Genomic DNA, 16,059 nt, shown 5'->3' on the forward strand with positions numbered 1-16,059 from the left:
GCCGCTGTCGCCGCCGCTGTCGCCGCCGCTGGCCGCATTGCGCCAAACGGTGTTACGCCCAGTTGCAGTGCCCGCTTTGCCGCCCATGGCTTCGGTCGCTGTGCCCGCTGGCTCATCACAGCCCGCCATATTGCCTACAGCCGTGATTGACATCCCGAGGCCAGGTGTTGCTGCTCCAGTCGCCCCCCAGCCCATAGCGCAGCCCGCATCGCAGCCGATTTTGGCCGCTAACGCAGCTGATTTGGCGCAAGCCGGTTATGCGCGGCTGCGGGCCGGGCAATCGGCGCAGGCGGCGGCGCTGCTTGATGCGGCGCTGGCCTTGCAGCCCGGTAATCGCCAGTGGCAGGCGGACCGGGCAGCGCTGGGCCGGCGCTGGCAGATTGGCGGCTTTGCCTTGCTGCGAAACGGCAGCGTGGCCAATGCAGAAGCGGGCGCGGCCGCCAGCCCGGTGCTGGGCGGCGGCCAGATCGGCGCCAGCATCGCTGTACTGGCAGATCCCTATGCCCGCCGCCCGCTGGCGATGGTGGTGCGCGCCAATATCGCGGCCGATCCGGCGGGCATACGCAGCGAAACCGCGCAGGCCGCCATCGGTATCCGCCAGGCCATCCTGCCCGGCGTGTCGATCAGTGCCGAACGCCTGATTGCGGCCGGCAATGCGGCCCGCAATGATTGGACGTTGCGGCTGGCGGCCGGCGGCGCACGCGGGCGGTTCAGTGGCTATGGCGAAGCTGGCGTGCTGGGCGGCGGGCAGGTTTATGCCGGCGGGCAGGCCAGCGCGCAGGTGCTCCGGGTTGGCCCGGCCGTGCTGGCGGCGGCCACCTGGGCCAGCGTGCAAACTGGCAACCCTGATGTCTGGCGCGTTGATATTGGCCCGGCGCTGGGTGTGCAGTTCAAGGGCGTTCGCGTGCAGGCCGATTACCGCTACCGGGCGGGCGGCAATGCGGCCCCCGGCAGCGGCCCGGCGTTGACGGTTTCGGCGGGCTATTGATGCAGCGCGGTCGTTCTCAAAACATGCCGTCGAATATCGCCTGAAGTTCGGCGCGGGTGCGCGGCTGTTGCAGGGCCAGCATCAGCAGGATGCGGGCCTTGGCCGGCGTCAATTCGCGGCCGGCGATGGTGCCCACTGCGCTGTCGCTGTCGTCGCCAGCCGCCGCGTCGGACGGCCAGATATCGCCGTGGCCCTGGCGCGGGGTGCGCACCACGAGCACACCGCGCTTGGTCAGGTCGCGCACGGCTTCGCGGGCGCTCTTTGAAAAGCCGCCGGCACCCACGCCGGCAATCACCACGCCGGCGGCATCCTTGGCGAATCGGCGCACATCATCGCCGGTCAGGCCGGCATAGGCATAGACGATGGCAATGCGCGGCAACGGCGCGGGCAGCAGGCTCAGCCGGGCGCGCGGCGGCGGCGCGGGGGCAAAGAATGTCGGCGTGATCCGCACCACATCGCCGATCGGGCCGCGGGACGGGGCCGCAAAGGCATCAAGCCGGTGCATATCGACCTTGGTGACCGACACGGGATCAAAAATACTGTCGTTCATCACCACCATTACGCCGCGCCCGGCCGCACCGGGCGCCGTCACGACGCGAATCGCGTCGAGCATATTGTGCGGCCCATCGGCCGAAACCGCCGTGCTGGGCCGCATCGAACCCACCACTACAACTGGTTTGACCTGGGGCAGTATCAGCTGGAGGAAAAACGCGGTCTCTTCCAGTGTGTCGGTGCCGTGGGTGATCACCACGCCGGCGATGGCCGGATCGGCAAAGGCCGCCTGCACCCGTGCGTGCAGGTTGCGCCAGATGGTTTCGTCCATGTCGCCGCTGGGGATATTGGCGACCTGTTCGCCCGACAGCGCGGCGATGGCGTCCACCCCTGGCAGCGCCGCGATCAAATTGGCGACGGTGACTTGCCCGGATTTGTAGCTGTTGCTGGCTGCGCTGCCGGCGCCGGCGATGGTGCCGCCTGTCGCCAACACGCGCACCTGCGGCAGCGGCGCACCGGCGGCCACGGCCGGCCAAACGGCGAGTGCAGCTGCAGCGAGAACGGCGGCAGCTCTGGATGCGCGTGTCATGAAATGCCCCTTTGTTTTACAGTCTGGTATCCGGTGGTTCAGCGCGCGTCGCCGCCAGCCTGCCGCCATTCTGCCAATTTGCGCAGCAGCGCGCGGGTGCGCAACTGGCCGAGCAGCTCGTTGATCAGCGAAATGCCTTGTTCGGCCATGTCCAGTGCCTTGGCTTCTTCGACATGGCCGGCGGTGTGCTGCAGAAACTGGCGCAGCTCCTGATTGGTCAACCAATCGATCAGCACATTGTACAGCCGCATCTGGCCGCCATCAAAGCCGAGTTCAGCCGAAAAGCCGATGTCGTGCAGGCGCAGCATGGTGCGCAAGATTGCTGCATCGCGGGCCGAAACACTGCCATCCTCGGCGACTGTCACGGTGCCATCGCTCAGATGTTCGGCCATGGCATCGGGCAGGTCCATTTCGGCCAGGGCGACCCGCGCTGGCCCAGCCGCGTCCAGCCGCTGCGCCAGCAGTGCATCCAGCGATGGAAAGGCTTCGGGCAGCTGCAGCAATTGCTCGCCGCCTTGCGCCTCCAGCAAGGTGCGGATCACCGCCAGCGGCAGGAAGCGCTCTTCTTGCAGGCGCTTGATCGCCTTCAGCCGCGCAACATGGATGTCGCCATAGCGCGCGCTGTTGCGGCTGGGTTTGTCGGGTTCGGGCAGCAGGCCTTCGCGGATATAGTATCGGATGGTTTCCCGGCCGACGCCGCTGGCCTTTTCAAGATCGCGCATACGCATGTCAGTGCCTTAGCGCATCTCATGCGGCCATGCTAACCCGGCCATGCTAACCCTGCGGTGATGGAGTCGTTTGCCCGCCTGCTCGATGCCCTGCTGTACACGCGGGCGCGCAATGCAAAATTGCGGTTGATTGCCGATTGGCTGCTGCACACGCCTGATCCGGATCGCGGCTGGGGGCTGGCGGCGCTAACGGCGACGCTGGATTTGAAATCGGTCCAGCCGGCCATGCTGAAGGCACTGATTACCGAGCGGGCGGATCCGGTGCTGTTTGGCATGAGCCATGATTTTGTCGGCGACATGGCCGAAACCATCTCGCTGCTGTGGCCTGACCTGCCGGGTGAGCGCCCGCCGCCCCCCAGTCTGGACGACGTGGTCCAGCTTTTGTCCGGCGTGGCCCGCCGCGAAGCGCCGGCGGTGGTGGCGGCGCTGCTCGACCTTCTGGATGTGCAGGGCCGCTATGCGCTCATCAAGCTGGCCACTGGTGCGCTGCGCGTCGGCGTGTCGGCGCGGCTGGCCAAACAGGGGCTGGCGCAAGCCTTCGGCCTGGATGTGGAGGCGATCGAGGAGGTGTGGCACGGCCTGTCACCGCCGTTTGCGCCGCTGTTTGCCTGGGCGCGCGGCGAAACCGGCCCGCCGCTGGCCGGTGATGTGCCGGTGTTTCGGCCGTTCATGCTGGCGCAGCCGCTGGAAGACCCGGTCGATCTCGCTGACTTTGCGGCAGAATGGAAATGGGATGGCATCCGCGTGCAGGTCGTCCACGCCGGCGGCAGCACGCGGCTGTTCAGCCGGACGGGTGACGATATCTCCGCCAGTTTTCCCGATGTAGCGCAGGCGCTGGCGCAATCGGCGGCGCTGGACGGCGAATTGCTGGTGCGCGGTGAAGGCCAAGCGGGCGGTGTCGCGGCAGCGGGCAGTTTCAACGCCTTGCAGCAGCGTCTGGGCCGCAAGACGCCGCCAGCGAAACTGATCGCCGAGCGCCCGGCGTTTGTCCGGGTTTATGATCTGCTCGGGGTGGGCGGCGATGATCTGCGCGGCTTGCCATGGCATGCGCGCCGGGCGCGGCTGGAGGCGCTGCTGCCCAGCCTTGATCCGGCCCGGTTCGAGCTGTCGCCGCTGGTGGCGGCTACGGATTGGGAGGCGCTGGCGGCGCTGCGCGATGGCGCCCGCGATGCCGCCATCGAAGGCCTGATGCTCAAGCGCCGCGACGCACCCTATACCGCAGGGCGCAAGGCCGGCCTGTGGTACAAATGGAAACGCAGCGCGCTCATCGCTGATTGCGTGCTGATGTATGCCCAGCGCGGCCACGGCAAACGATCGAGCCTGTACAGCGATTTCACCTTTGGTTGCTGGGCCGAAGATGGCGCGCTGCTTCCGGTGGGCAAGGCTTATAGCGGCTTTACCGATGCCGAATTGGCTGGGCTGGACAAGTTCGTGCGCGCCCATACGGTGCAGAAATTCGGCCCGGTGCGCGAAGTGCAGAAATCTCTGGTACTGGAAGTGGCGTTTGACAGCATCCACGCCTCCAGCCGCCACAAATCCGGGCTGGCGATGCGCTTCCCGCGCATTTCGCGCATTCGCACCGACAAGCCAGCAGCAGAGGCCGACACGGTGGCGGCGCTGTTGAAGCTGGCCACCTGAGGGCCTAGGGTGCGGTATGCTCCCACAGCCCCTCCTGATCGCGACCTTCAATATCAACGGCACCAACGCCCGCCTGCCGCGCCTGCTCGAATGGCTGGAGCAAGCCAAGCCCGACATCGCCTGCCTGCAGGAAATCAAGATGATGACGGAAAATTTCCCTGTCGAGGCGCTGCGGGAGGCCGGCTATCATTGCCTGGTGCACGGCCAGAAGGGCTTCAACGGCGTTGCCATCCTGTCCCGCGAGCCGGCAACCGAAGTGCAGCGCGGCCTGCCCGGTGACGACAGCGACGAACAATCGCGCTACCTCGAAGCCGATGTGATGGGTGTGCGGGTGGCCAGCCTCTATCTGCCCAACGGCAACCCGCAGCCAGGGCCGAAATTTGATTACAAGCTGGCATGGATGGAACGGCTGCGGGTGCATGCGCATGGCTTGCTGCAAACTGGCCTGCCGGTGGTGCTGGCCGGGGATTATAATGTGATTCCCAATGATGATGACATCTGGGATGCCAGCGCCATGCGCGGTGATGCGCTGCGCCAGCCGGCTTCGGTGGCGGCGTATCGCCAATTGCTCTGGCAGGGCTGGACGGATGCGGTGCGCCAGCTTCACTCGGCCGGCGGCGTCTGGAGCTTCTGGGATTATCAGGCCGGCGCCTGGCCGCGCGACCATGGCTTTCGCATCGATCATCTGCTGCTGTCGCCAATGGCTGCCGACCGCTTGCAGGATGCCGGCGTGATGAGGGACGTGCGCGGGCAGGAAAAGGCCAGCGATCACGCGCCGGCGTGGGTGCGGCTGCGGCAAGTCTGACCGGTCAGTTTTGCGGGGCGGGCTGCGGTTCCTTGAGTGTCTGGTCCAGCCAATCCTGATCGAGCCGCGGGCCGTCTTCGGCTGGCGGTGGTTCGCCTTCGGTTTGCGGCTCGCCGTCCGGGGTGATGCCATAGGATTGCGCGTCCGGTTCCAAGAACATTTCGTCCTCGGCAACATCGGTGACCAGGGCTTCGGGCGGGGTGCCGCCCACGGCGCGGGCCATATATTGCGCAAAGGCGCGGGCCGGTGCGCGGCCGCCGGCCAGCCCGCGCACCGCCTGATTGTCGTCGCGGCCCATCCACACGCCGGTGGTGATGCCCGATGAAAAGCCGATGAACCAGCCATCCTTGTTGCTGCTGGTCGTGCCGGTCTTGCCGGCCAGCGGCCGGCCGATCTGGGCGGCGCGGGCGGTGCCTTGTTCCACGGCGGACTGCATCAATTGCGTCATCTGCGCGGCGATCACCGGCGCCACCACCTGGCGGGTTTCGCCCGCGGCGCGGCTGTAGAGCACGCGGCCGCTGCCGGTGGTGATGCGCGAAATGGCATAAGGCGCGCTTTCGAGGCCGCCATTGGCAATGGTGGCATAGGCGTTGGTCATTTCAAACAAGGTCGCCACCGATGCCCCCAGCGCCATCGCCGGCTGCCGGTCCACCGGCGTGGTGATGCCAAAACGGCGCGCCATTTCCGCCACCGCATCAAAGCCGACCTGTTCGGCAATCTGCACCGCCACGGTGTTGATCGACAGCGCAAACGCCTGGCGCACCGAAACCGGGCCGGCAAACCGGCCATCGTTGTTCTTCGGGCTCCAGTTGCCGATGGTCACCGGCTTGTCGTCATAGATATCGTCGGCAGTGATGCCGGATTCGAGTGCGGCGGCGTAAACGAACATCTTGAACGCCGATCCCGGCTGCCGGCGCGCGGTGATGGCGCGGTTGTAGTTTGACCTGACATAATCGGTGCCGCCCACCATCGCCTTGACAGCGCCGTCGCGGGCCAATGCCACCAGCGCGCCCTGCGATCCTTTGGGCGCTTCGGCGCGAATCGCGGCTTCGGCCCAGGCCTGGCCAGCGGCGTTCAGTGTGGTTTCGACCTGTAGCGGCTCATTGGCTTCATCGGTGAGGTTTTCCAGCTCGGTCAGCACCCAATCGGTGAAATAGCGCACGCCGGCCAGCCGGCCCTGCGGCGCAAAGCGCACCAGCGCCGGATCGGCAGCACGGGCTTCATCGGGGGTGATGCGGCCGGCATCGACCATCACGGCAATCACCGTGGCGGCGCGGCGGCGGGCGGCTTCGGCATCGGCCGATGGCGAAAAGCGGGACGGCGCCTTGACCAGGCCAGCGATGATCGCGGCTTCTTCAAGGCTGAGGCGGCGGGCGCTGTGGCCATAGAATTTGCGGGCGGCAGCATCGATGCCATAAGCGCCGCCGCCGAAATAAACCCGGTTCAGATAGAGTTCGAGGATGATTTCCTTGGAATATTTGCGCTCGATGGCCAGCGCCAGCACCACTTCGCGCAACTTGCGGGCATAATCCTTGGAGGAGGTGAGAAACAGGTTGCGCGCCAGTTGCTGGGTGATCGTGGATGCGCCCTGCGCGCGATTGCCGACCATGATGTTGACCACGAACGAGCGCACGATGCCGATAGGATCGATGCCGGGGTGATACCAATAGCGGCGATCTTCGACCGTCAACATCGCATTGGTCATGGTGGCGGGGATTTCACGGTAGCTGAGCCATTCGCCAAAGCTGGGGCCGATGCTGACCAGCACAGTGCCATCGTCGCTGCGGATTTCCACCGATTGGCCGTTGGGGCTGCGCTTCATGTCTTCAAAGCTGGGCAGATCGCTCCAGGCGATGGCCACGGCCACGCTGAGTGCGATGATGCCGGCCAGCATCAGCACAAGGCCCCATTTCAGCAGGGCGCCAAGAAATGTCGATTTGGAGCGAACGGCAGTCACTATGGTGTATTATCCATCAAATACGGCGGCTATTGGGCAAGCTGCGTGGGCGCACAGGCCGGGCAGGCCGGGTCCTTGGGCAAGGCGATGGTGCGAAACCGGCCAGCGCGGGCATCGAACAACAACAATGAACCAGCGCTTGACGGGCCAAATCCGGAAAGCTCGCGAATGGCCGCCAGTGCCATCAGGCTGCCGATCACGCCGGTCAATGCGCCGAGCACGCCGGTGGCAGCACAATTGCGATCCGGCTGGTCCTGCGGTGAACCGACAAAGCAGCGGTAGCAGGGCAGGGGTGGATCATGGCCCCAATCGTAGCCTTTGAACAGCGCGACCTGGCCATCATACGGCCCGACTGCGCCCGACAGCAGCGGCACGCGCAGCGCCAGCGCCGCATCGGCGACCACCAGCCGCGTGGCGAAACTGTCACAGCCATCGATGATCAGATCATGGCCAGCCAGCAGCGCATCGGCATTATCAGCGGTCAGCCTCAGCGGCACGGCCATGGTCTCAACATGCGGATTGAGCGCGTGCAGCCGGGTCGCGGCGCGCTCCGCCTTCATGGCGCCGGTATCCGCAGTGGCAAACAATATCTGCCTCTGCAAATTGGACACCGCGACCTGATCGTCATCGATGATGGTCAGCCGGCCCACCCCGGCAGCGGCCAAATACAGGAGGCATGGGCTGCCCAGCCCGCCGGCACCCACCACCGCCACGCGCGCCTGCGCCAGTGCTGCCTGGCCGCGCCCACCAAATTCGGGCAGCACCAGATGCCGGGCGTAGCGCTCCAGCTCATCATCGGAAAAGTTCACGCGGGCAGGCTCAGCTCTGGATGCCGGTGGAGCCAAAGCCGCCAGTGCCGCGCGCCGTGGCATCCAGGCTAGTGACCAGCGTGAAGGCCGCGCGGGTTACGGCGGCGGGCACCAATTGGCAGATGCGCATGCCGCGTTCGATGGCAAAGGGCTCGGTGCCCAGATTGATCAGCAGCGCCTTCACTTCGCCGCGATAATCACTGTCGATGGTGCCGGGGCTGTTGGGCACGGTGATGCCATGGTTCAGCGCCAGCCCCGAACGCGGCCGCACCTGCACCTCGTAACCAGGCGGGATCGCCATGCAAAAGCCCAGCGGCACCGGCCAGCGTGTCCCGGGCAAAAGCAGCCGCGTTTCGGACACCGCTGCCACCGCATCCATCCCTGCGGCCCCCGGTGTGGCATAAACCGGCAGCGGCAGGCCAGCGAAGTGCGGCAAAATGATGATCGGAATATCGATCATGGGGCAGCGCCAATGTGATCGGCAATGCGCTGCGCCAGCCGCTGCGCCGCCGCCTGTTTGGTGGCTGGGCCCCAATCTTCGTTGCCGGCAGCTGTAACGAGGTGGACATGATTGGCATCGGCGCCAAACACGCCGACACTGACATCATTGGCCACGATCCAGTCCGCACCCTTGCGCACACGCTTGGCGGCGGCATTGGCCAGCAAGTTGCTGGTTTCGGCCGCAAATCCCACCACCAGCGCCGGCCGCTGCGCGTGATGGCCAATGCCGGCCAAGATGTCCGGGTTTTCAACCAGAGCCAGCGCTGGCGGCGCGCCGCCGTCTTTCTTCAATTTTTGCCCGGCGGCTTCGGCGCGCCAATCCGCAACGGCAGCAACCATCACGGCAATATCGGCGGGCAGGGCCGCGGCGCAGGCAGCCTGCATGTCGCGGGCGGTGACAATATCGACGCGGCGAACCCCGGCCGGGGTCGGCAAATGCACCGGACCCGCCACCAGCGTCACCTGAGCGCCCAGTTCGGCCAGTGCCGCAGCAATCGCAAAGCCTTGCTTGCCGGATGAATGATTGCCGATAAATCGCACTGGATCAATGGGTTCGTGGGTTGGTCCAGCGGTGACCAATGCATGGCGGCCCGCCAGCGGCTTGTTGCCAAACTGATCGGCAATCGCTGCCATGATCGCCGAAATTTCTGGCAGGCGGCCAGGGCCGAACTCGCCGCAGGCCATTTCGCCATCATCGGGCAGCATTACCGTAATGCCGTCACTGCGCAGAACGGAGATGTTGCGCTGCGTGCCCGGGTGCAGCCACATGCGCACATTCATCGCCGGCACCATCAGCACCGGCGTATCGGTGGCAAGCAGCAGGGTGGCGGCCAGATCATTGGCGTGGCCGCCCGCAGCGCGCGCCATCAGATCGGCCGTGGCCGGGCACACAACGACCAGATCAGCCGCGCGCGACAATTGGATATGGCCCATTGCCGCTTCATCCTCAAGGTCCCACAGGCTGGCGCGGACAGGCTCACCGGCCAGCGCAGCCAGCGACAGCGGCGTCACAAAGCGCGCGCCATTTTCGGTCAGCACCGGCAACACGCGCGCGCCACTGCGGCGCAGCTCGCGCACCAGTTCCAGCGCCTTGAACGCGGCAATGCCGCCGCCGATGATCAACAGGATGGTTTTGCCATGCACAATGCCCGCAATAGCGCAGCGCGCATGTTCATGCGAGCCGTTTGCTGATGGAATGTGCACGCGCCGCCCCCACGCTCAGCCTCTTGACGGATCAAGCCAGTGCCCGCCAATGCTTGTTGCAGAGACGGGGCAGGGGAGCGCGCGGTGAACAAGCCAGGGATGATATCGGCGCCGCTGCGCTTTGCGATCATCCTGATCGGGGCAGCCATCGCGCTGAATTACATTGATCGCGGCGCTGTCAGCGTGGCAGCCCCGCTGATCAAGGACGAATTCGGCCTGAGCAACGAACGCTATGGCGTTATCGTTTCCAGCTTTTATTGGACCTATGTGCCTGCGCTGGCGCTGGCCGGCTGGCTGGCCGACAAGATGAGCGTGCGGCTGCTGATGGCCCTGGGTGTGGCCACCTGGGCGATTGCCACCATCTTCATGGGCTTTGTTGGAACGGGTGTGGCCGGCGGCGTGACGGGGCTGCTGCTGCTCCGCCTGCTGATGGGCGTGGGCGAAGGCGTGGCGTTTCCCTGTGGTTCCAAGCTGATCGCGCGGGTGCCCGAAGGCGCGCGCGGGTTGGCCAATGTCTCGCTGTCGGGCGGGCTGGCGCTGGGGCCGCTTATCGGCACGTTGGCTGGCGGCGCAATGATGCAGTTGTGGGGCTGGCGGGAGATGTTCATTATCTTTGGCTGCGCCACGCTGCTGTGGCTGGTGCCATGGTGGCTGGCCCGCCGCGGCATCGAGGAAGGGGAGGGCCGGCAAGACAGCGCGCCGCAGGATGCCGCGCCGTTGGCCGACGTGCTGCGCCAGCCGGCCTTCTGGGCGGTCACGCTGCTGCATCTTTCGGGCACATTCGCGCTGTATTTCATCGTCGGCTGGCTGCCGTTGTGGCTGGTGAAGGTGCGCGGCTTTTCGATCATCGACATGAGCTTGCTCACATCGGTGTTTTATATCGCGCAGATTATCGGCGGCACCGTGGGCGCGTGGGTGATTGATCGGGCCATCAGGCGCGGCGCCAATGGATCGCAATGGCGCCGCGGCATGTTGTTTGGCAGTGTTGGCACGGCGGTGATCGGCTTGCTCTTGCTGCCCGATGTGCAAGGCTGGCCGCTGCTGGTGACGCTGATCGCGGTCACCGGCTTTGGCTATGGCCCGGTGCCCAATCTGCTGTTCGTGATCGGCCAGACCATGGCCGGCCCGGCGTCGGCGGGGCGCTGGGTCGGGCTGCAAACCAGCCTTGGCAATCTGTCAGGCGTGATCGGCCCGGTGATGACCGGGATCATCGTCGATGCCGCTGGTTACCGCCCGGCATTTCTGGTCACGGCTGCGATTGTCGGGCTGGGCACGCTGGTGTTTGGACTGGCGGTGCCGCGCATTGCGCCCGTTGATTGGGGAATCAAGCCGCGGGCGGGGTAGCTTCAGGCGGCTTCGCTTCGGGCGGCGGTGTGGGCGCAGCTTCGGTCGGCACGATCATCGGCCCCCTGCCGATCGGCACGCTGCTGCTCTGGCCGCGTGCCTTGCGGTGCTCATCCAGATCGAGCACCGCCGATTCATCTTCGGTCAGCAAGCCGAGCCGGCGCGCAACTTCCTGATAAGCCTCCACTTCGCCGCCGAGATCGCGGCGGAACCGGTCCTTGTCCAGCTTGTCGCCGGATTTCATGTCCCACAGGCGGCAGTTGTCGGGGCTGATTTCGTCCGCCAGGATCACGCGGGCAAAATCGCCATCAAAAAGCCGGCCGAATTCCAGCTTGAAATCGACAAGGCGGATGCCGACGCCGGCAAACATGCCGGCCATGAAATCGTTCACGCGGATCGCCATGTCGGCGATATCGTGCATCTCGTCCTGGCTGGCCCAACCAAAGGCGGCGATATGTTCGTCGCTTACCAGCGGGTCATTCAGCGAATCATCCTTGTAGTAATATTCGATGATCGTGCGCGGCAGCTGGGTGCCTTCCTCGATGCCGAAGCGCTTGGCGATGCTTCCGGCCGCAACGTTGCGCACCACCACTTCGATCGGAATGATCTCAACCTGCCGAACCAGTTGTTCGCGCATGTTGAGCCGGCGGATGAAGTGGGTGGGGATGCCGATCAGGCCAAGCAGCGTGAACACATGCTCCGAAATCCGGTTGTTCAGTACGCCCTTGCCGCTGATCGTGCCTTTTTTCTGGGCATTGAAGGCGGTGGCATCATCCTTGAAATACTGGATGATGGTGCCGGGTTCCGGGCCTTCATACAGGATCTTGGCCTTGCCTTCATAAATCTGGCGGCGGCGGGTCATGCTATTCTCCTGGGTGCCGCTGCCGCCGGGCAAAGCGGCGGCGCGCCACAAATATCAATCATTCAGCCCTTGCGGGCCATTGCATGCCAGCCGTGTTGATGGCCATGCACCAGATGTTCGCTTTAACCGCAAAGCGCCTGCCGCACAATCACGATACCATGGGCGTTGAACCGCAGCGCCGCCTCCTCTAACGGTAACAGGCCACTCGCCACCGGAGCCCCGCCATGACCAGTTTCGACAATCGCGAACAAGCCTTTGAAGCCAAATTTGCCCACGACGAAGAATTGAAATTCCGCATTCTCGCCCGCCGCGACAAGCTGACCGGCCTGTGGGCGGCCGCCAAGCTGGGCAAATATGACGCGGCGGCCGATGAATATGCCAAATCGGTGGTAATGTCCGATCTGGAAGTGCCGGGCGATTCCGATGTGATTGCCAAGCTGCTTGGTGATCTGGCTCCGTTGGGCGTGACCGAAGCCGATGTGATTGCGATGCTCGCCGAAAAGCTGGTTCAGGCCGAAATCCAGATTGCCGGCGCCGTCTGATGCCAATGCCTGCACACGAAATCGAATCGGCCATCCTGGCTGCGTTGCCCGGCGCGGTTGTGGCGATCAGCGATCTGGCCGGCGACGGTGATCATTATGCCGCTGTTGTCACTGCGCCGCAGTTTGCCGGCCTGACAAGGGTTGCGCAGCAACGGCTGGTGTATAATGCTTTGGGTGGACGCATGGGCGGCGCTCTGCACGCCCTGAAACTCACCACGATCGCCGCCTGACCCACGGTCATCCAGTTCAAGGACCAAAACATGACCAATCCCGTGCATGATCGCATCGCCGCCCTTGTCGGCAGCAACGATGTGGTGTTGTTCATGAAGGGCACGCCCTTCTTTCCGCAGTGCGGCTTTTCATCGACTGCCGTTTCCATCCTTGAGCGGCTCGGCGTCGGCTTTGAAAGCGTCGATGTTCTGGCCGATCCGGAAATCCGAAATGGCATCAAGGCCTACAGCGATTGGCCGACGGTGCCGCAGCTGTATGTAAAAGGCGAATTCGTCGGCGGCAGCGACATCATGATCGAAATGTTCCAGGCTGGTGAATTACAGGCGTTAGTGACCGAAGCCGGCATTGCCCCGCAGGCCTGATCGGCGCGGACCGGCCTGACCGGTGCTCCCACCCATGCTTCCGCCCGTGCAACCCCTGACGGTTGCCGTCCTGTGGAATGGCATGACGGCGACGATGTCGGCCGATCTGTCTCGGCTGTTTTTCGTTGCGGCACCCTTTACGCTGTTGCTGTCGGTAGCGATTGATCTGTTCGGTCCGCCAGCGCCAGTTGATATGGCCAAAATAACCGGGGCACAATTGTTCTGGCGGCTGGCCGTGCCCGGTTTGTTTTCGGCCTTTGCGCAGCTGTGGATCAGCAATTTGCTGCTGCGCAGCGCTGAAAGCCCGCGCACGGCATTCGGTGCAGCGCTGGTGATGTTTCCCGTTTATCTGGCAGCGCAATTCCTGTTCGTGTTGCCAATCAGTGTTGCAGCCGCTTTGCTCGCGGCGTTGCCGTTTGGCGCCGGCTATGCGGTGCTGCTGGTGCCCGGCCTTTATCTGTTTGCCCGGCTGATGTTCGTCGCGGCGGCCGTGGCGATGATCGATCGCACATCGCCGATCGCAATCTTGCGGCGTGGCTGGGCGATCAGCCAGGATCAGGCGTTGCCGCTGTGCCTGTTTCTGGTAATCGGCGTGTTCAGCGTGATCGGCATTGGTATTTTGGCCGAGAGTACAGGTGCCGCGTTCGACGCGGGGGCACGCCTTGCTGGCTTGGTCGTGATTGGCAATTTCGGTCATGCCGTGCTTGTCGGCGTGGGGTCGTGCTTCATCACGGTCGGCACGGCTGCGGCTGGCGCGGCCGCTTATCGCCTGATGGCCCGCTGACAGCCGGTTCGCCCGGCGAAGGTCAATCCCAGCGGGCGTGTGGCGGCAGGCTCATCAAGATGGCTTCGGTATTGCCGCCGGTTTTCAAGCCGAAGGTGGTGCCGCGATCGTAAACCAGATTGAATTCGGCATAGAGGCCGCGATAGCGCAGCTGGTCGTCGCGCTGGGCCTGCGTGAACGGCAGGTGCATTTTCTCCCGTACCAGCTTTGGATAAGTGGCCAGAAAGCAGCGGCCGACAGCCTGCGTGTAGGCAAAATCGGCTTCCCAATCGCCGCTGTCGAGATGGTCATAGAAAATGCCGCCTACGCCGCGGTGGCGGCTGCGGTGCGGCACCCAGAAATAATCCTCAGCCCATTTGTTGTGTGCCGGGTAGTAATCCGGGTTGTGGGCATCGCACGTGGCTTTGACGGCAGCATGAAACGCGGCCGTTTCGTCCGCATCGGGCAATGCCGGATTGAGATCGACGCCGCCGCCAAACCAGCGCTTGGTGGTGACCAGCATGCGCGTGTTCATGTGCACGGCCGGTACCAGCGGGTTGCAGGGGTGGATCACCAGGCTGATGCCGGTGGCGAAGAATCGGGGGTCGTCAGCTGCGCCGTTGATCTGCTTGGCGAAATCGGGGTTGAATTCGCCGTAGACGGTGGAGATATTCACACCGGCCTTTTCAAAAACGCGGCCTTTCATGACGCCCATTTCGCCGCCGCCGCCATCGCCGCCGCTGTGATCGGCGCGGTCCCACAGCCGCTTCTCAAAACGCCCGGCGCTGCAGGCGGCCTGGCTTTCGTCTTCCAGTTGTTCCAGCATCGCCCATATGTCGTCACGCAGGCTGCGGAACCAAGTTTGTGCGGCGCGTTGTTGGCTATCAAGATTGATCATGGCGACTGATGTAGCCAGCCGTCGCGGATTGGAAAAGCCCAAACCGGCTATTTTGTCCGCAATCCCCGCTCGCGCTTACATTGCACGCGCTACCGGCGCGCCAAAATGTCCGGGGGTCTGGCCCCTTTTGGCCGTTGCGTTGGCGGTGCAGCTTGTTTATCGCCGAACCCATAGCGGCACGCGTATTTTGTGTGCCGCGCATCCATTTTCGGAAGGAACGAGATGGCTAGCGAAGTGCGGCAGGCTGCTGCTGAAGACCTTGGTGCAGGCGGTGAACGCCGACGCGACTTTTTGTATGTTGCCACGGCGGCGTTTTCGGCTGCTGGCGCGGTGCCGGTGGTTTGGTCGCTGGTCAACCAGATGAACCCATCGGCGGACGTGTTGGCTCTGGCATCGATCGATCTTGATCTTTCGACGGTTCAGCCTGGCCAGGCTATCAAGACCAGCTGGCGCGGCAAGCCGGTGTTTGCCCGGCATTTGACTCCGCAGGAAATTGCCGACGCCAAGAAGGTTGACGTGTCGACGCTTCGCGATCCGCAAAGCCTGGCCGATCGTACCAAGCCCGGCAATGAACAGTGGCTGATCACCTTGGGCGTGTGCACGCACCTCGGCTGCGTACCGCTTGGCGCTGCCGAAGGCGAAGTGAAGGGCGATTTTGGCGGTTATTTCTGCCCGTGCCACGGCTCGCACTACGATTCGGCCGCGCGCGTTCGCAAGGGCCCGGCGCCACTGAACCTTGAAGTGCCGCCATACGCATTCAAGTCACCCACATCTGTAACCATTGGTTGAGGCAAAAAGCATGAGCTTTCCTTGGGCAAAACAATATCAGCCGACCGGTGAGGTCAGCAAATGGGTGGACGAGCGCTTGCCGCTGCCACGCTTCATCTTCAACGCGCTCGGGCCGGGCTATCCCACCCCAAAAAACCTGAACGCCTTCTACAATTTCGGCGTGCTCGCCGGGGTGGCGCTGGTCATCCAGATCATCACCGGTGTGGTGCTGGCGATGCACTTCGCTGCTGATACCAAGGTGGCGTTTGACTCGGTCGAACACATCATGCGTGACGTGAATGGCGGCTGGATGATCCGCTACATGCACGCGGTTGGTGCCAGCTTCTTCTTCGGCGTTGTGTATATCCACATCTTCCGCGGCCTTTATTACGGCTCCTACAAGCCACCACGCGAAGTGTTGTGGATGCTGGGCCTTGTCATCTTCCTGCTGATGATGGCCACCGCGTTCATGGGCTACGTGCTGGTCTGGGGCCAGATGAGCTTCTGGGGCGCGCAGGTGATCACCGGGTTGTTCTCGGCGCTGCCGCTGGTCGGCACCACCATCCAGACCTGGTTGCT

At 64.2% G+C, this 16,059-nt stretch carries 17 protein-coding genes and 1 pseudogene; 10 read left to right on the plus strand and 8 right to left on the minus strand.

Translation table 11 applies throughout. The annotated features are described in order from the left end of the window. The first annotated feature begins 241 nt into the window (after positions 1 to 241). Positions 242 to 988 (plus strand): hypothetical protein, encoded by a 747-nt coding sequence (locus tag ABWP50_RS08150; RefSeq protein ID WP_353217501.1) that lies wholly within the window; start codon positions 242 to 244, stop codon positions 986 to 988. A gap of 16 nt (positions 989 to 1,004) precedes the next feature. On the opposite strand, the gene ABWP50_RS08155 is transcribed toward ABWP50_RS08150, so the two are convergent. Together ABWP50_RS08155 and ABWP50_RS08160 are read right to left on the minus strand one after the other, a co-directional pair. Continuing rightward, positions 1,005 to 2,069 carry an asparaginase gene (locus ABWP50_RS08155; RefSeq protein WP_353217502.1) on the minus strand — a complete coding sequence of 355 codons (1,065 nt, stop codon included), beginning with the start codon at positions 2,067 to 2,069 and terminating at the stop codon, positions 1,005 to 1,007. A 38-nt stretch (positions 2,070 to 2,107) separates the two neighbouring features. Then, a complete protein-coding gene (locus ABWP50_RS08160) occupies positions 2,108 to 2,791 on the minus strand; it encodes a MerR family transcriptional regulator (protein WP_353217503.1) in 684 nt (227 codons plus the stop codon). Positions 2,792 to 2,857: 66 nt separating this feature from the next. Between ABWP50_RS08160 and ABWP50_RS08165 the strand changes: the two genes are divergently transcribed. Together ABWP50_RS08165 and xth are read left to right on the plus strand one after the other, a co-directional pair. Further along, a complete protein-coding gene (locus tag ABWP50_RS08165) occupies positions 2,858 to 4,435 on the plus strand; it encodes a cisplatin damage response ATP-dependent DNA ligase (protein ID WP_353217504.1) in 1,578 nt (525 codons plus the stop codon). 16 nt (positions 4,436 to 4,451) lie between these two features. Next, positions 4,452 to 5,240, plus strand: coding sequence for an exodeoxyribonuclease III (gene xth / locus ABWP50_RS08170; protein WP_353217505.1), 789 nt, complete (start codon positions 4,452 to 4,454; stop codon positions 5,238 to 5,240). Between the two features lie 4 nt (positions 5,241 to 5,244). Here xth and ABWP50_RS08175 read toward each other — a convergent pair whose 3' ends face one another. From ABWP50_RS08175 to coaBC, 4 genes are read right to left on the minus strand one after another with little or no spacing between them, the layout of a single operon-like run. Next, positions 5,245 to 7,197, minus strand: a complete 1,953-nt coding sequence (locus tag ABWP50_RS08175) for a transglycosylase domain-containing protein (RefSeq protein ID WP_353217506.1) — start codon at positions 7,195 to 7,197, stop codon at positions 5,245 to 5,247. A 29-nt stretch (positions 7,198 to 7,226) separates the two neighbouring features. Beyond that, the gene (locus ABWP50_RS08180; RefSeq protein ID WP_353217507.1) at positions 7,227 to 8,006 is read right to left on the minus strand and encodes a HesA/MoeB/ThiF family protein; all 780 of its coding nucleotides are present in this window, start codon (positions 8,004 to 8,006) and stop codon (positions 7,227 to 7,229) included. Between the two features lie 10 nt (positions 8,007 to 8,016). Continuing rightward, on the minus strand, positions 8,017 to 8,466 hold the full coding sequence (gene dut, locus ABWP50_RS08185; protein WP_353217508.1) for a dUTP diphosphatase: 450 nt from the start codon (positions 8,464 to 8,466) through the stop codon (positions 8,017 to 8,019). Further along, complete coding sequence (gene coaBC / locus ABWP50_RS08190) at positions 8,463 to 9,650, minus strand: bifunctional phosphopantothenoylcysteine decarboxylase/phosphopantothenate--cysteine ligase CoaBC (RefSeq protein WP_353217509.1); 1,188 nt, start codon at positions 9,648 to 9,650, stop codon at positions 8,463 to 8,465. The genes dut and coaBC overlap by 4 nt, the downstream gene beginning before the upstream one ends. Before the next feature lie 144 nt (positions 9,651 to 9,794). Here coaBC and ABWP50_RS08195 point away from each other — a divergent pair, with 144 nt between their 5' ends. Beyond that, entirely contained in the window at positions 9,795 to 11,054 is a 1,260-nt protein-coding gene (locus ABWP50_RS08195; protein ID WP_353217510.1) for an MFS transporter, read from the plus strand. A gap of 88 nt (positions 11,055 to 11,142) precedes the next feature. Here the strand turns inward: ABWP50_RS08195 and purC are convergent. Beyond that, positions 11,143 to 11,916: pseudogene (gene purC, locus ABWP50_RS08200) on the minus strand (phosphoribosylaminoimidazolesuccinocarboxamide synthase); the annotation flags it as partial. Between the two features lie 224 nt (positions 11,917 to 12,140). Here purC and ABWP50_RS08205 point away from each other — a divergent pair. From ABWP50_RS08205 to ABWP50_RS08220, 4 genes are all read left to right on the plus strand, one after another. Continuing rightward, the gene (locus ABWP50_RS08205; protein WP_353217511.1) at positions 12,141 to 12,458 is read left to right on the plus strand and encodes a DUF1476 domain-containing protein; all 318 of its coding nucleotides are present in this window, start codon (positions 12,141 to 12,143) and stop codon (positions 12,456 to 12,458) included. After that, entirely contained in the window at positions 12,458 to 12,688 is a 231-nt protein-coding gene (locus tag ABWP50_RS08210; RefSeq protein WP_353217512.1) for a BolA/IbaG family iron-sulfur metabolism protein, read from the plus strand. Before ABWP50_RS08205 ends, ABWP50_RS08210 begins: the two co-directional genes overlap by 1 nt. A 30-nt stretch (positions 12,689 to 12,718) precedes the next feature. Then, positions 12,719 to 13,051, plus strand: a complete 333-nt coding sequence (gene grxD / locus ABWP50_RS08215; protein WP_353217513.1) for a Grx4 family monothiol glutaredoxin — start codon at positions 12,719 to 12,721, stop codon at positions 13,049 to 13,051. Positions 13,052 to 13,133: 82 nt separating this feature from the next. Continuing rightward, positions 13,134 to 13,835, plus strand: coding sequence for a hypothetical protein (locus tag ABWP50_RS08220; protein ID WP_353217514.1), 702 nt, complete (start codon positions 13,134 to 13,136; stop codon positions 13,833 to 13,835). A 22-nt stretch (positions 13,836 to 13,857) separates the two neighbouring features. On the opposite strand, the gene hemF is transcribed toward ABWP50_RS08220, so the two are convergent. After that, positions 13,858 to 14,712, minus strand: a complete 855-nt coding sequence (gene hemF, locus ABWP50_RS08225; protein ID WP_353217515.1) for an oxygen-dependent coproporphyrinogen oxidase — start codon at positions 14,710 to 14,712, stop codon at positions 13,858 to 13,860. Between the two features lie 222 nt (positions 14,713 to 14,934). On the opposite strand from hemF, the gene petA reads away from it, so the two are divergent. Further along, positions 14,935 to 15,501, plus strand: coding sequence for a ubiquinol-cytochrome c reductase iron-sulfur subunit (gene petA, locus ABWP50_RS08230; RefSeq protein WP_353217516.1), 567 nt, complete (start codon positions 14,935 to 14,937; stop codon positions 15,499 to 15,501). A gap of 10 nt (positions 15,502 to 15,511) precedes the next feature. Continuing rightward, the coding region (locus ABWP50_RS08235) for a cytochrome b (RefSeq protein ID WP_353217530.1) at positions 15,512 to 16,059 on the plus strand (548 nt) is incomplete at its 3' end.

Source organism: Sandarakinorhabdus sp., from assembly GCF_040398645.1.
Classification (GTDB): domain Bacteria; phylum Pseudomonadota; class Alphaproteobacteria; order Sphingomonadales; family Sphingomonadaceae; genus Sandarakinorhabdus.